Source organism: Citrobacter sp. Awk 4 (genome assembly GCF_028069725.1).
Lineage (GTDB): Bacteria > Pseudomonadota > Gammaproteobacteria > Enterobacterales > Enterobacteriaceae > Citrobacter_D.
Map to the genome: position 1 here is coordinate 140,001 of NZ_JANEWG010000002.1, position 15,181 is coordinate 155,181.

Sequence of the window (15,181 nt, forward strand, 5' to 3'; positions counted from 1 at the left end):
TTCCAGCCTGTTCGTTTTTATCAGGAATGTAACATTCACTGTCTATTTCGAGGTGCGTGCCGCGCGGTGCGGCACGCGAGGTGTGGTTACAGGAACCCGTACATGGCGGCGAAGACCCAGCCAAATACGCAGGAGACGCTCACGCCGATCAGACCAGGCAAAATGAAGCTGTGGTTGATCACGAAGCGACCAATGCGGGTGGTGCCGGAACGGTCAAACTGAATGGCCGCCAGATCGCTCGGGTAGGTCGGCAGAATGTAGTAGCCGTAGCATGCAGGTGCTGAAGCCACGATGTAAGCCGGGTCCACACCGATTGCCAGTGCCAACGGAACAATGGCCGCCAGCGCTGCTGCCTGGGAGTTTACAAACTTGGAAACCAGCAGCAGAACAATTGCATAGGCCCACGGATACTCTTTCACCATTTCGCCCAGCACGCCTTCGATTTCATCCATATGCGCGCCAAACATGGTTTCCGCCATCCAGGCAATACCGTACACCGCCACGATGGCGATCATACCTGAACGGAACACTTCATTTTTTGAGATAGAAGCAGGGTTGGTTTTAGTCAGGATAATAATGAGCGCACCGGTCAGCAGCATAAACATCTGAATGACCAGAACCATCGACAGCGGTTTGCCGCCAAAGGTCGGACGCAGTTCAGAGAATGCACCCAGAACGGCGACAGTTGCGATCGCGCCCAGGAAGATCCACATCGCCAGCCAGTTGCTCTTCGGCAGTTTTTTGTCTAACAGTGTTGCGGTATCGCCGTACACGTAATGGTGGTTTTCCGGAACGGATATAAATTTCTGAAAATCTTCGTCTTTATCCAGATCTTTACCACGGAACCAGCTAAAAATACCGATAGCCAGTATACCCAACAGCGTTGAAGGGATCGTGATTGAGAGCAGGTCAAGGAATTCCAGATGCTTGCCTTCAAAGGTCACATTACCCAGCATCGCGACCAGTGATACCACCGCAACGGAAACCGGGCTGGCGATGATCCCCATCTGCGCACCGATGGAACTCGCCGCCATTGGACGTTCCGGGCGAATATTGTTCTTAATCGCAACGTCGTAGATGATCGGCAGAATGGTGTACACCACGTGGCCCGTACCGCAAAGAATGGTCAGCGTACAGGTTACGAAGGGAGCCAGGATGGAGACATATTTCGGGTTGCGGCGCAGCAGTTTCTCCGCAATTTGTAACATGACGTCCAGACCGCCGGAAGCCTGCAAGGTCGCCGATGCTGCCACCACCGCGATGATAACCAGCATAACGTCGACCGGAGGTTTACCCGGCTGAAGATGGAAAACAAAAACCAGAATGACAAGACCGATACCGCCTAACAAACCCAGCGCGATACCGCCTTTTCTGGCGCCATAAAACAGACACACTAATATAATGAGAAGTTGTATACTAAATAACATTTATTTACCCTCGCGAAAAACCCAGTCAAATTTGTTAAATGGATCACAGTCAATTTTGATTTCTCTGTATAAACACCCAAAATTGACAAATATTCGGTGCACTGTATTTGCGTTAAAAGCATTAATGCGATGCCAGATTTTTTAGAGACGTATTAAAAGTATTTAAGTTTTTATTATAGTTCTTTTCAGAGAAGAGAGATCCCTGGTGATGGCGGCAAGACTTAATAATGAACAGGGACTGATGCTGTACTCTTTGTATGTTATTCCAGTTATTCAATAACATATCATCAGCAACACCGCTTCCGCTATTACCTAAGTCACAGCTAAAAGTGAAAGGGGCTTTATTTATGAGATCACAATCACGTCGGGATGTTGAGTGATTATCCTGACATGTGGAATCAGTCGTCTGCTCACAAAAAGATACGGTATTCATAAGATGTAGCATGTTCTCCATTGCTACTTATTTTAAATTACCTAAATATTTGACTAATTCAGGCAAGTCCTTTTTTATTAAAAATACACACTCTGTTAGTTAGATAATACTTAAATAACTTTTGTTAGCGCTTATGAAATTAAAAACAACGTAGCGTGAATCAATAATAACATACTGAATTAAAAGCCGTATTATGGCTCAGATTTGATCTGGCACAAGCTTTGTAATGTGATAATTAGACCGGCAGCCTGGTGATTTTTCATTATTGTAATAATTTTTACCATTATATAACGAATAACGCCCAGGCCTGCTTTTTCTTTTTACTGGCAATATTGCTTAAGTAATGAGTAATGCTCAGCCTGAATACGATAACGGTAAACCGGTCGGCCAGTTACGCCATAATGAATACTGGTAAACAGAATATGACAGTTGACCAGCCAAATAAGATACTTACGGCAGGAAACACGAGATATATTAACCTCGTTTGCCAGTTCATCAGTAGAAAATTCCATTTCCTGGTGTGCGTCAATCCACTGGCACAGCGTGCGCAGCGTTTGCGGTGTCAGCCCTTTTGGCAGACGTCGACTCTCCTGCTCACTGGAGGAACTACCGTGGATGAGTTGGTCGAGCTCTGACTGTTCATAGTACTGACGCTTTTCCATGGCGATTTTCCGTTGCCGCCAGCCCGTCAGCGCCTCTTCGAAACGGGAAGCCTGAAACGGTTTGATCAAGTAATCGACCACACCGTAGTGGAGGGAATCTTTGATGGTGGTGGCATCGGCGGCTGAAGATATCACAATGACATCGCATTTGTAGCCCGCGCTGTGCAGGATCGGCAACAGATCTAACCCATTTTCCTTTTGCATATAAATATCCAGCAAAATCAGGTCAATAGGCTCTTCGCCATTGAAGATAATCTCTTTTGCTTTCTCAAGCGTAGAGGCGGTTCCGCAACAATGAAAGCCAGAGATTTGTGCAACATAGCGGCGATTTAGCTCCGCTACCATCGCATCGTCATCGACAATTAAGACATTGATCATACGCGGTTCCTCTCCCCATCCCAGGGTAACTGTACATAAAATTGTGTAAAGATCCCAGGTTCCGACTCGACGGAAATGTGACCGCCAATACTTTCAACCTGTTGTTTTACTAAAGATAAACCGACACCACGTTCGGTTCCCTTTGACGAGACGCCTTTCTCAAAAATGTGCGCTATGCGGTCGGGTTCGATGCCCGGGCCGTCATCGTTAACTTCGCAGTGTAGAAAACCATGTCGATAATGTAAGGATACGCTGATTTCACCGCCTGGCGTTTGATCGAACGCCTCCAACGCGTTATCAATCAAATTACCCAAAACGGTAATCAACACAGTGACTTGATCTTCATTGCTGCATTCCGGCACCTGGCTTTCATTACTGATCACCAGACTGTGCCCTAAATCGGATGTGCGATTCATCTTACTGAGTAAAAAACCTGCGATGACCGGTGATTTTATTTTTCCCAGCAGCGAGCCGATCTCTTCCTGATAGTTATTCGCGGTCTTAAGAATATAATCTTCCAGCTGCTTATAACTCTTCAGATGCAATAATCCCAGAATCACATGCAATTTGTTCATAAATTCGTGGGATCGTTCACGGAGTGCGTCCGCGTAGTTAACCATGCCGTCCAGTCGTTGCATGAGCTGGCGAACCTCGGTTTTATCCCTGAAGGTTGAGATGGCGCCGATGATCTTTCCCTTGCTGCGTACCGGAACGGTGTTGATTAACAGTAACCGATCTTTGACGGTGATCTCTTCGTCCCGGCGCGGTTTACCGTCGCGAAGCACTTCGCTGAGATCCACAACCTGCGACCAGGCATGGCTGAGCGTGGAGAGCTGCGCATCGTCCTGGGATTTCCGGTAGGCGAGCAGTTCCTGCGCGGCCTGGTTTATCAACGTCACTTCACCACTGCCGTCGACAGCGATCACCCCCTCTTTCATCGATTGCAGCATGGCCTGGCGCTGTTCAAAGAGCGTGGAGATCTCGTAGGGTTCCAGGCCAAACAGAATGCGTTTTAGCACCTTTACCAGCACGTAAGCGCCTATCAGACCGACCAGTGCGCCAAACAAAATCGACCAGATGATACTCCCGCGGCTGTCGTTGATTTGCTCGGTGACCCGACTGAGTTCGAGGCCAATGGCGACGACGCCGATCTGTTTATGGTTTTCGTCATAGATGGGGGTGAATACCCGCAGCGCTTTCGCCAGAAAACCGCGATTGATGGCAACATTTTCTTTTCCCTGCAGGGCCAAAAGGATGTCGTCGCCTTTAAACGGTTTGCCGATGCGTTGCGCTTCGGGGTGCGAGTAACGGATGCTCTGCATATTGGTGATCACGACAAACAACAAATCGTTGCGCTTACTGACCGCTTCTGCAATCGCCTGAAGACCGCTTTCTTCGGGCTTTTTCTTCAGCCCGTGGCGAATCTCCGGGGAGTCAGCTAACGTTCGCGCCACTGCCAGCGCTTTATTCGCCAGTGCGTCACGGGTCATCTGACTGATTTGTGAGAAGTAAATCAGATGGACAACCAACAACACGGAGAACAGCACGGCGCTGACCATCAGTATCACCGTCGTACCGAGTTTCATGGGCCGTTTACGCACAGCGAGGCGTTGCAGGGAGTGTCTCATCGCAGTCCTGAATTCACGAATCGTAAGGGTATTATCCCTGATGGGCCGCGTAATTCAAAGGCGCCAGGTTTTTTCTGGCGCCGGAGTAACATAATTAACGAGCTGTAAAACCTCGGGATTTGCTGACCGTCCCCTGGATTCGGTGGACGTATTAAGGGGTCAGGAAGACATGGGGAGTTGGGGCGCAGGGATGTGGGCCAATCTGAACGTCTGCGCCGTACCAGCGGGATAATGTTTCGCGTTGCAGTACGTCGACGGGCGTACCTTCAGAGACGATCCGGCCTTCATGCAGCACCATGATGCGATCGGCCCACAGTGCCGCCAGATTGAGATCGTGCAACACCACGCAAACGTGAAGATGTCCCTGGCGGGTGAGCGATTTAAGCAGCCGGAGTAAATGCTGCTGATGAAACAGATCCAGCGCAGAGGTCGGTTCATCAAGAAACAACCAGCCGCGTGGTGAGCCTTCGCGCCACAGTTGCGCCAGTGCGCGGGCTAACTGTACGCGCTGTTGCTCGCCGCCGGACAGCGCGGCATAGCGCCTTCCCGCCAGCGACAGGCATTCGGTCAACTGCATCACTTGATGAATCACCGACGGTTCCGGCTGTTGCGTCCAGGGCATTCGCCCCATCCCAATGACGGTTTCGACTGGCCAGTCGAACCCTACCTGCGTTTTCTGGAGCATCACAGCGCGGTAGCGCGCAAGGGTTGGCGCTGACCACTGCGACAGTGGTTTGTTTGCTAACAAACAGTGACCGCGCGCAGGGGGAATATAGCCTGTGAGTAGCCGTAGCAGCGTTGATTTTCCCGCGCCGTTGGGGCCAATAAGCGCCAGTAATTCCCCCTGCGCAAGGGTAAGAGAAACGTCACGTATCACGAGTCTGTTGGCGACAGCGTAGCTTATCTCTTCTGCAATGAGTCGTTCAGTCATGCTGACCTCCCCGGCGAAAAATAAGCCACAGGAACCAGGGCGCGCCCAACATGCTGGTCAGGAGTCCGACCGGCATTTCTGCCGGGGCAACCAGCGTGCGGGCGAGCGTATCGGCAACGAGTAACAGGAACGCACCGGCCAGCACAGAACCCGGGATCACCGCCCGATGGTCTGCGCTTAACCACATGCGAATTACATGCGGAACGACCAGACCGATAAAACCAATGACCCCGCTGATGGCGACTGCCGCTGCGACCAGCAATGCGCTGCACACCAGTAAAATCCGCTGAACAGTGCGTACATCGACCCCCAGATAATGGGCCTCTTCTTCGCCCAGTTGCAGGAGATTAAGCGTGGCCGCAAGACGCCAGATGATCAATACCGTGGGAAGCATTAGCGACGTCACCGCCAGCAGCGTTGACCACTGCGCCTGACCGAGACTCCCCATTCCCCATAGCGAAAGCTGGCGGAGTTGCGCATCGTTACTGAGCCACGACAGAACGCCCACCGCCGCACCGCACAAGGCGTTGATAGCGATGCCGACGAGCAGGAGGCGTGAAAGCGAGCCATGATGCTGTCGGCTGAGAAGAAAAATAACGATCGTCGCCACTAATGCTCCAGTGAACGCCGCCAGCATCGGGGCGTAAAGCATCAGCAGCGGAGACAAGGTGAACGGCAGCACCACCCACAGCGCAACGGCGAGAGCCGCGCCACTGCTGATCCCGAGCAGGCCGGGGTCGGCCAGAGGATTGCGGAAAAAGCCCCTGCATGACGCAACCAGCCAGCGCCAGTGAACCGCCGATAACCAGCGCGAGCAGCACTCTGGGCAAACGAATGGTCAACCAAATCTGACGTAAGACATCATCGCCTTCACGCCAGAGCAGGTTCACTGGCAGGCGCAGCGCGCCAAAACTGCTCGCCAGAACCGTCGCCAGCGCCAGCAGCAGCGCCAGCGTACACAGGGAGAAGGTGATATGCCTTGGCATCAGGGCAACGACTCCGCTTTGCTGCGTAGCTGCTGGATAGCCTGCGGAGTGCGCACGCTAAAGCCGAGGAGCGCCATATCATCGACAGCCAGTACCTGCTTATGGCGACCCGCAGGCGTTTGCGCCAGTCCGGGCAGTTTCCACAGGTTTTCTTCGCCCCCCAGCGCCGCCAGTCCTTCCTTAGGTATCACCACAAGGTCAGGCTGGCTGGCGATGACGCCTTCCTGCGAAAGCGGCTGGTAGCGGGAGAATCCCTGCATGGCGTTCTGCAATCCCGCCGCGCGAATAGCGGCATCAGCCCCCGTTTGCTGCCCTGCCGCCATCGCACTCATCCCGCCGTGATTCAGAATAAACAGCACACGTTTATCGAGCGCTGTCGTGGGCAGGGCGGTGATTTCCTGCTGTAACGTTTTTCGCAGGGCCTCGCCTTGCGCAACCCGGTGGGTGGCCTTCGCGATGATCTGAACTTTCTCATCAATGACGCTGAGATCGTTGCGACCCGGTAGGGTAATCACCTGTACCTTGCTTTGCTCAAGCTGTTTGAGAACCAGCGAAGGCTGCGCCTGGCTGTTTGCCAGCACAAGTGTGGGGCGCATGGCGAGGAGCCCCTCGGCATTAAGCTGGCGAAGATAGCCCACATCAGGCAGGGTGGTGGCCTCTGGAGGCCACTGGCTGGTGCTGTCGCGTGCGACAAGCGAGGACTGCGCCCCGAGCGCATAGACGATCTCGGTCACATCCCCCCCGAGGGCGACGATCTTATCTGCCGTGGCAGCAAATGCGCTCAGCGGCAGTGCGATAATCAGGGCGAGCCATTTTTTCATGCCGCCAGCCCTTTAGGCGCAAGGGCATCAATCTGCTTACGCCATTGCGATTGCTCCGGCTCGCCTTCCGTCCGTTGCCCGTAGAGTTGGGCAATTTGCGTACCGTCGTGCGCAAAAAGTTCGAGGCTGGTAACGTGACCGTCAGCGGTTGGTTTTCGCGTAACCCAGCTCTCAGCAATCTTCTCTTCCAGCAGATGCAGCGTAAAGGTCGGATTAAATATGTTCAGCCATCCCTTCATCGGCACCACTTTTTCGATGACGCCGGTAAAGATTTGCACGCATCCTTTGTTGCCGACGAAGACCATGATTTCGTTGCCGTCCTCGCGGGCAGCGTTCAGGATCTCCGCCAGCGCGCTGTTCGGCACCTTACAGGCCAGATCGTCAGCTACCTGCTCGAACGCTTGTTGACGGGTCAGGTTATGACGTTTTAGCAGGGTGAAAAACTGGTGAACGTCGGTCATCGCACGCCACTCTTTTTCAATGGTGCCTGCATCGGCCTGTGGTGAGTTGGCGGGGGCGTCGGCCACTTTCAACGCCAGTGGCGGGTTCTCTTCGGTGATAAAACGCTGCAAAACGTCATTCCAGGCCGGGATTTCCGTGTTGTCGGTTGCGTACACTTTCAGTACGGCATCCCCCTGATAATCAAAGAATTGAATGCTTTGACGCTCGCCACGGGCGCTTGCTTCCTTGACATGGAACACCCAGGCCCACTGATTCAGAAAAAGACGCAGATCGAGCGCGCGCGGGTTAAGCACCAGTCCGGCGTGGCCGCTCAGATGCTGGTGGGTGAAGGCACCAACCTGTTCATGCACCGCGTACTCGTTGCGGCAAATGCATTTTGTTTCGCCAACGGCTTCCAGCGCGGCGAGGAGTTCGCGGATGTCGCCGTGCAGTCTTCGGGCATCATGACCGACGCGGGCAAACGTCAGTTCGGCTTCGCTGATATTCATCAGACCCGCGATATCACGTGCGTATTTCCCCGGATTCTGTTCTTTTAGCTCAAGCCAGCGAGTGTAGTGATTCATTGTATCTTCCTTCCAGATAATGGCCCCGGAGAACCGGGGCGCGATGATTACCATTGATAGCTCACGAAAATCTTGCCGTTACGACCGTCCTGCGGGATACCCTGCGGCGACCAGTACTCTTTATCGAAAGCGTTGCCCAGCACCAGCGTGGTGGTCATGCCTTTCAACGCTTGCTGTCCCTGGTAGCTGACGTAAAAATCATTCACGGCATAACCCGGCTGTTTACTGTATTCGCTGCTGATGTGCGTTGAGCGATCGGCAAAGGTGCCGACCCAGCCGACGGAGAAACCGCTTTGCGCCACCGGTACGTTGAGCTTGCTGGTGACGGTGTCCGGGTTAATGCTGGAAATATATTCGCCGGTGTCCGTATCTTTGCCACGCGTGCGGTTGTAGGCGACATCAAGGCTGAACAGGTCTGTCGCGTATTTTGTCATCACATCCCAGCCCCAGATTTTGGCGTTCGGGACGTTGTAAGACATGGTGGTGGCTGCGGCGAAGTCGACGGATGTGGAGATATAATCCTTCGCGTTGGTATCAAAATAGCTGGCTTTAAACTCCAGAGCGTCGTTGGACAACATCAGATCGTTAAAGCGCAGCCCAAAACCATACTCCTGCGTTTCGTTCGTTTCCGGGCGTAGATTTGGATTCGGTATCCAGTAGTTAGTGTAGAAGTTACCGATAGAGAAGTGTTTGGCGTCGTTATACATTTCGCCCATTGTCGGCGCGCGGAATGCCTGAGCATAAGAGCCAAACAGCATCAGCCAGTCGGTGGGGCTGACGGTCATTCCGGCACGCGATGACCATTGGTCGGCATCGACGTCAGCATACCCGTCGCTGCTGCCGCGGTAGTTGTCATAACGCGTGCCGCCTAACAGGGTAACGGGCAGGTCGCGCAGGGTGATTTCATCCTGTAACCAGCCTGAACTGAAGTCGATTTTCGCTTCCGGGAATCCGGTGGTGGCTCCGCCGGGATGTTGCTCCTGGCGGTAATATTCTCCGCCATACGTCAGCAAATGAGAGGCAAAAGAGTCGCTGAAAAGGCGACTGCGGTTTTCAGCTTTGCCGCCTTTGGTCGTCTGTTTGCGGAATTCACCGGAGCTGTCGATATTCTGCGTGTTAATGCGGGCTTCAGACCAGTACGCTTTGATATCGGCGTTCAGCCAGTCATTACCTTGCGGGGCGAGTTTATAAGACATCTGCATATCACGCTGGATCGTTGAGCGATCCACCATTGGATTACTGCCGCTTGTGGCGTCAATGGTCTGCGGGTTCTTCGGTTCCTGCGCGGCATTATTGTAATAGCGCAGCGAGCTGCTCAGTGACTGCGCATCGTCAATCTGCCAGGTGCCTTTTGCCAGCATATTATTGATGGACTCATCGTTGGGCGCGGTAGAGCCATCGCCCTGACGTAAATCACCGCGATCGCGGCTGGACCATGCCACCAGACCGTCCAGATTCTCGGTGCGACCAAAGGCGCTGGCGCCCATTCCCAGACTGTGATCGCCGGTGCCGCCCGTGCCAAAGACGCGGAATCCGCTGTTTTGTCCTTCCCGGAGTAGATCTTTAGCATCGGCCGTTTCATAGGCGATGACGCCACCCAGTGCGCCGCTGCCGTACAGCAGTGCTGAAGGTCCGCGCACGACTTCAATGCGTTTAATCAAGGCCGGGTCGAGAAACGTGCTGTTGAGATGCCCGGTGTCGGTTCCCTGGCGCACACCATCAACCAGAATCAATACTCCACGGCGGTCATAGCCACGCAGGTTAACATCCTGACCGTTCGTGCGCCCCGTCCCGTTTAGGGTGATGCCGGGAACGCCACGCAGCAGATCAGCAGCAGAGCTGGCGGTCTGGTTTTCGGGATCGGATGTATCAATAACGCTGACCATCATTGGCGCATCGAAAGCGCTTCGGGCGTTACCGGTCGCGGTGACGGTTATATCGTCTGTGGTTGCGTAGGCCGCCCCAGGTAAGGCGCTGGCGATGATGATCGCCAGTAGCGATGGGCGCAAAGAGGCAGATTGCAGGCGTAACATAACAACTCTCCATAAGAAAATTGAAAAGTGCTGGCTGCCTGGGATGACCTGGGTGGCTGGCGAAATAGGATGTTTTATTTAGTCAGGATCAGTTTTCCGGATTGCGTCTGGCGCAGCAGGTAATGTTGACCTTTATGTTCAATCAGCACCCACCCCTCTTCGCCAAGCAACATCTTGCTGTTTATCAAACGCTTAGCGTGAGAAGGGGAGAGCGGCGTAGTGTCTTTAATATGTTGTGCTGCCGTAGTGTTAAGCATACCAGGCACGTCCGTTACAAAAATGATAATGCGAATGATTATCATGAAGATCAAGTCTTGCTTCAAGAGTTATTTCTCAAAATCGTGTCTGGATCAATTTTGCCAGAGGAGGAGCGTCGGACTCTCTGAGGTGGAGCCGGGAGAAGCGGGTAGAGGTGTGCGGTCAAAGCGTCTGTCTTCAGCAGGATACGGCATTTTCTTCGGTTTTGAATTTTACAGCAGTACTGCATCCATACCCGGACTCCGTGGTTTAGTGATGAATTTTTAGCGTGTATAACAAATTTGGAATAATAGTATTCACTGTTGTGCATCTTTTAATTGTTTATCTTTTTTGTGGTTTTGGTACTCTTCTAAAAATCAATCAGGGAGATGCCTGAGTGAAGGTTTTATTAATTACATAAGTCAGAATCCAATAACGTCCTAACTATTGTAATTTACAAAATAGTTTTATTAATCTGGCGTGTTGGAATTATATATTAGTATAGGTGCTGATACCGCAATAAATCGCTGCATTACCTGGCTATGTTTGGATGTATATGGTTTAGTTCTGTAACTTCATAGCGATAATGATTGTTTGTTCAATCATTTAAAATACTTATATTATATGTTGTTATATGAGAGGATAATTGAATGAACATTGAGAATATCGATATGCTTGAAAAACATGATTTTGAATATTTGAAAAATATTGATTTTAATTCCGCACTCTACTTTTCTGCGGTGATGAGCTATAAGACGATATTTAATGCTAGTGTGGTATTGAACTGTTCAGCACCAACAGTCAGTATTATGCTTAAACGCTTTTGTTCTTACTTTCCCGTACCGCTTTTCGAACGAGAAGGGCGCTGCCTGCGTCCAACTAAATACGCGGTAGAGTTGGATAAAATGATCGGAGAAACATTTTTAAAATTTGCACTGGCAGTGAATGACGACTCCCGTAACGCAAAAGCGTTTGAATGAGTATTACGGTGTGCGCATCACAGTAGACCTGCATCATAATGACCCGCGGGTTTATGGCTTATTTTCCTGTGCCATTAGCTCAATAATATAATCTAACGATGATTGTACACGGAACGGCAGGTTCTTCCGGCTTCTATAAATGACGTAGCAATCAATATAAATGCCCCATTCTGGAGGCAGAACAGCCTGTATTCCGGTGGTATCTTTCAGAAGTAAATCGGACGTGACCATGTACCCCATCCCATTACGGCAGCAATTGATGGCGGTATAAATATTGTCAAACTTTAGTTTTCCTGTAACCGCGACCGATTTTACTTCTGCCGTTTCTGCATTCGCAAACTCAAAAATATTTTCATAGCTGTTATTCGCCATCGAGCTTAACAAAATAAAAGGATGGCGGGATAACTCATCTGGTGTCGTGAAGGGATGGTGTTCACGGAATTCTGGGGTTGCAAACACATCCATCCGGATGCGCTTTACTTTTCTGGCGATCAGATTCTGATTATGTGGTGGTGAATAGGAAATCAGCATATCGCAGGAATTATTAAAGCTTACACCTTTAAAGTAGTCGGCTTTGTAGTGATTAGACGTCGTTATTGTTACATTCAAATCGGGGAATCGTTGAAATAAAGGCGGAAGAATGTTTTCTGCAAGATAGGCCTGCATACCGGAAGGGGAAAAGATGTTTACTTCGCCAGAGGGGGCTTTTTTATAATGATCAACCAATTCAAAGAGCTCATCATTTTCCATGATGTGCTTTCTAATGCGAGGTAACAGCGTTTCGCCGAAAGCGGTCAGCCTGACAGGACGGCTCTCCCGATCAATTATTTTGATTCCTAACGTATCTTCGACGGCCGCAATGCTTTTACTGATGCTGGCCTGAGTCAGACCAGCATTTTTCGCAGACAGACTGAAACTTTTCGTTTCAACAAGATCCAGCAGTATTTTTAAATCTCTGATTTTTAATTGTTTCATTATGTGCGTTCTGTAAACATTGTGCCCTGTTTCCAGTGTAGATGATCTACGACCTGAAATAATTACCTGACATCACAAGGCACAATGAACAGTTTAATGGTCCAGATAGAGGTAATGCATCCAACTGGTCATACGCAGTAATACTTTTCGCATAATGGCCACATGAGTAAAATGATCTGAATAGACGGCAACTTGCGCGTATATACCATCCGGTAAGGCATCAATATTCTCATCCGGGTTCAGATCAATGAGGGCGAGAACACCTTCACTACCCGGCGTGGCCGTCAATGATTGCAATGTCCCTTGAGCCTGATATGAACCGCCTGGAATTGCCGGAAGCACGCCTGCCAGTTTTCCTGTAAATACCTGACCTGGCAGTGAGTTGAACACGATCTCGGCTTCATCACCGGCTTTTAAACGCAACAATGAGTTTTGGCGGAATTGTGCCACGATCTGTCGTTTTTGCTTGGGAATAAACACCATTACCGGACGCAGCGGTAACGCCGCCGCGAAGGTACCCGGACGAATCAATACCTGAGTCGCGTAGCCATCGCTCGGCGCACGGACAACACTCTGCTCTAAATCATACTTTGCTTCAGCAAGTTGGGCACGCAGGCTGGCAACTTGCGATTGTTCGCCGTTGAGGAGGCTATCAAGCTGGCTTTTGATTTGCGCCTGCTCAGCCACTGATGACTTTACTGCCGCATCCTGAGCGAGATAGCTTTGCCGGGCATGATCGATATCGCTTTCTGAAAACGGATTCACCTTCGCTTTACTGCCCTGCAAATAGCGTTGGTAATCTTTGTACAAGCGATCGCGCTGCGCAGTTGCTGTCGCCGTATTCGCAATGGCTTCATCCAGTTGCGCCTGTAGCGAATCCGCATTATGGATTGCGGTGACAAGGTCGGCTTCAAGTCTTGCCACGCGGGCCTGGAAGCGTGTCGGATCCAGTTCAAAAAGGACTTCGCCTTTTTTGATCAGCTCGTTTGGCTTATCCGTGACCGTACGCACAATACCCGTCACCTGTGGCGTAATCGGAATGGATATCACCGCTTTTTGCGCCTTAAAGGTATAAGGGTGGTTATAGTTCATTAACAGAATAAGGGCACCAACCAGAAAGATTCCGCCCAACGCCGCCGTGGGGATACTCCATTTATTGACAGGAATCTTGAATATTTTAAAGACCAGCCAGGCCAGTGCCACGTAAGTCAGAATAATTAATAAATCCACAATTAATTGCCTTGAGTGTTATCAGTGTCAGCGTGTTGTTGTTGCTTTTTCAATTGCCGTTCAAGTTCGGCAATTCGCAATTGCAGATTTTCATACTGCGGTTGCTGTGCAGTCTGCATTCCCCATCCACGGTCAGGGCGATACAACGTGGCCCAAATCCACAGGAACGGCCACAGAACATGAAGAGTGAATAGACTTACCCATCCAGCAACATGTATGGCATCAGCGTGCGGGTGGTTACGTTTTTTGGCGATTTCGTAAGGAATGTCATGAATGATGATGACACCGTAAAAAATTATCAGGAACACCAGGATTAAAACGCCAAGTGCAAAATAATTAAGGAACATACTATTCCTCCTCCCTCCATCGGGTTGGTAAAACTAAGCTCGACCCATCTTTTTTCGTGGACGTATCACCCCTGAGTTGTGGTTTAGGGGGAATAGTACCAAGGGGGGCAGCGTGGTTATGTCTCATGGGATGATAAATCCCGATATATTGTTTTGCGTCAGTATGGTTTTAGTGAATATTCTGTTAATTTTACTTGCTTCGATAATGTCTTGCTTAATGGTAATGAAAGCAGGATACCTTATTCAATATGTCTCGCTAGAGTTAATCGTTTAGAATTGTGGAACGATTTAACTATATGGAATATAATGATTATAATTAAATTGCACGGTAAGTTTTTAATCGTTATTTTGTAAATGTTTCATAAGGCGCTTCAAGTAAGAGAAGGGATTTTTTTCTGAGTTGATGATGTTTATGAAATGTGAGTAAATGTGCCTGAAAGAGAAATAAATAATTACTATTTTTAACACATCATTTGACCGCCGCCCGTGCGGTCTTTTTTTATGCATTATTTGGTAGGCGCTTCTCTACGCAAAGTGTGGGGAGTCGTTATGAGTTATTACGGTAAGCGTTGGAATGGATGGTGTCGGAAAACAAACGGATTGCACTGGAAAAGCAGTCAATAATGCTGTTTAATTTTTGGTTATAAAATCTTCTGCTTTTATTCCTGACTTTCTAAGTTCGCCCGGGGTTATTTTATATTTTTTGCGAAATGCCCGACAGAATGACTGTTGTGAACTGTATCCTGCATTTAAGGCAATATGCAGAATAGTATTCTGGGAATTTATTAATTCCAGTGCAGAATGATTAAGGTAGATATCCTTTATAAAGCGCCCAAGCGATATACCCGTGTGTACTTTAAAAAACGATTGCAGATAAAACTTTGAAAAGCCAGAGATAGTGACAAGATCATCAATCTGCAGTTTGTCTTCTGGTCTTTCATTAATCAATGCGATCAGTTGGTTGGATACTTCTTTTGTAAATAAATTGTTTTTTGAACATGCCATCTATTCTTTGTTCCTGCTGACTATACAGATGTCGATGTATTCAATAATCATATACTGCGATATCAATAACAATGTTTATTTTC

The 15,181-nt window shown here is 49.8% G+C and carries 13 protein-coding genes and 1 pseudogene; 1 reads left to right on the forward strand and 13 read right to left on the reverse strand.

Features of this window, described 5'->3' with window-relative positions; genetic code table 11:
• Positions 1-86: 86 nt before the first annotated feature.
• The 9 genes and pseudogenes from dcuB to hemP all read right to left on the reverse strand — a co-directional run bounded on the left by dcuB (position 87) and on the right by hemP (position 10,581).
• Positions 87-1,427, reverse strand: a complete 1,341-nt coding sequence (dcuB, locus tag NNO04_RS01380; RefSeq protein WP_271443142.1) for an anaerobic C4-dicarboxylate transporter DcuB — start codon at positions 1,425-1,427, stop codon at positions 87-89.
• Positions 1,428-2,180: 753 nt separating this feature from the next.
• Complete coding sequence (dcuR, locus tag NNO04_RS01385; protein ID WP_271443143.1) at positions 2,181-2,900, reverse strand: two-component system response regulator DcuR; 720 nt, start codon at positions 2,898-2,900, stop codon at positions 2,181-2,183.
• Positions 2,897-4,528, reverse strand: a complete 1,632-nt coding sequence (locus NNO04_RS01390) for a sensor histidine kinase (RefSeq protein ID WP_271443144.1) — start codon at positions 4,526-4,528, stop codon at positions 2,897-2,899. The genes dcuR and NNO04_RS01390 overlap by 4 nt, the downstream gene beginning before the upstream one ends.
• Positions 4,529-4,679: 151 nt before the next feature.
• Positions 4,680-5,459 carry a heme ABC transporter ATP-binding protein gene (locus NNO04_RS01395; RefSeq protein ID WP_271443145.1) on the reverse strand — a complete coding sequence of 260 codons (780 nt, stop codon included), beginning with the start codon at positions 5,457-5,459 and terminating at the stop codon, positions 4,680-4,682.
• A pseudogene (locus tag NNO04_RS01400) lies at positions 5,452-6,445 on the reverse strand (FecCD family ABC transporter permease). Before NNO04_RS01400 ends, NNO04_RS01395 begins: the two are co-directional and overlap by 8 nt.
• The gene (locus NNO04_RS01405) at positions 6,445-7,266 is read right to left on the reverse strand and encodes a heme/hemin ABC transporter substrate-binding protein (RefSeq protein WP_271443146.1); all 822 of its coding nucleotides are present in this window, start codon (positions 7,264-7,266) and stop codon (positions 6,445-6,447) included. Before NNO04_RS01405 ends, NNO04_RS01400 begins: the two are co-directional and overlap by 1 nt.
• Entirely contained in the window at positions 7,263-8,291 is a 1,029-nt protein-coding gene (chuS, locus tag NNO04_RS01410) for a hematinate-forming heme oxygenase ChuS (protein ID WP_271443147.1), read from the reverse strand. Before chuS ends, NNO04_RS01405 begins: the two co-directional genes overlap by 4 nt.
• A 47-nt stretch (positions 8,292-8,338) precedes the next feature.
• On the reverse strand, positions 8,339-10,324 hold the full coding sequence (locus tag NNO04_RS01415) for a TonB-dependent hemoglobin/transferrin/lactoferrin family receptor (protein ID WP_271443148.1): 1,986 nt from the start codon (positions 10,322-10,324) through the stop codon (positions 8,339-8,341).
• Positions 10,325-10,398: 74 nt separating this feature from the next.
• On the reverse strand, positions 10,399-10,581 hold the full coding sequence (gene hemP / locus NNO04_RS01420; RefSeq protein WP_271443149.1) for a hemin uptake protein HemP: 183 nt from the start codon (positions 10,579-10,581) through the stop codon (positions 10,399-10,401).
• 630 nt (positions 10,582-11,211) lie between these two features.
• On the opposite strand from hemP, the gene NNO04_RS01425 reads away from it, so the two are divergent.
• Positions 11,212-11,541, forward strand: a complete 330-nt coding sequence (locus NNO04_RS01425; protein WP_271443150.1) for a LysR family transcriptional regulator — start codon at positions 11,212-11,214, stop codon at positions 11,539-11,541.
• 51 nt (positions 11,542-11,592) lie between these two features.
• Here the strand turns inward: NNO04_RS01425 and NNO04_RS01430 are convergent, their stop codons facing one another.
• The 4 genes from NNO04_RS01430 to NNO04_RS01445 form a co-directional block, all read right to left on the reverse strand.
• Complete coding sequence (locus NNO04_RS01430; RefSeq protein ID WP_271443151.1) at positions 11,593-12,516, reverse strand: LysR family transcriptional regulator; 924 nt, start codon at positions 12,514-12,516, stop codon at positions 11,593-11,595.
• 93 nt (positions 12,517-12,609) lie between these two features.
• On the reverse strand, positions 12,610-13,746 hold the full coding sequence (locus NNO04_RS01435) for an HlyD family secretion protein (protein WP_271443152.1): 1,137 nt from the start codon (positions 13,744-13,746) through the stop codon (positions 12,610-12,612).
• Between the two features lie 2 nt (positions 13,747-13,748).
• The gene (locus tag NNO04_RS01440) at positions 13,749-14,093 is read right to left on the reverse strand and encodes a DUF3302 domain-containing protein (protein ID WP_162381881.1); all 345 of its coding nucleotides are present in this window, start codon (positions 14,091-14,093) and stop codon (positions 13,749-13,751) included.
• A gap of 630 nt (positions 14,094-14,723) precedes the next feature.
• Positions 14,724-15,098, reverse strand: a complete 375-nt coding sequence (locus NNO04_RS01445) for a helix-turn-helix transcriptional regulator (RefSeq protein WP_271443153.1) — start codon at positions 15,096-15,098, stop codon at positions 14,724-14,726.
• Between the last annotated feature and the right edge of the window lie 83 nt (positions 15,099-15,181).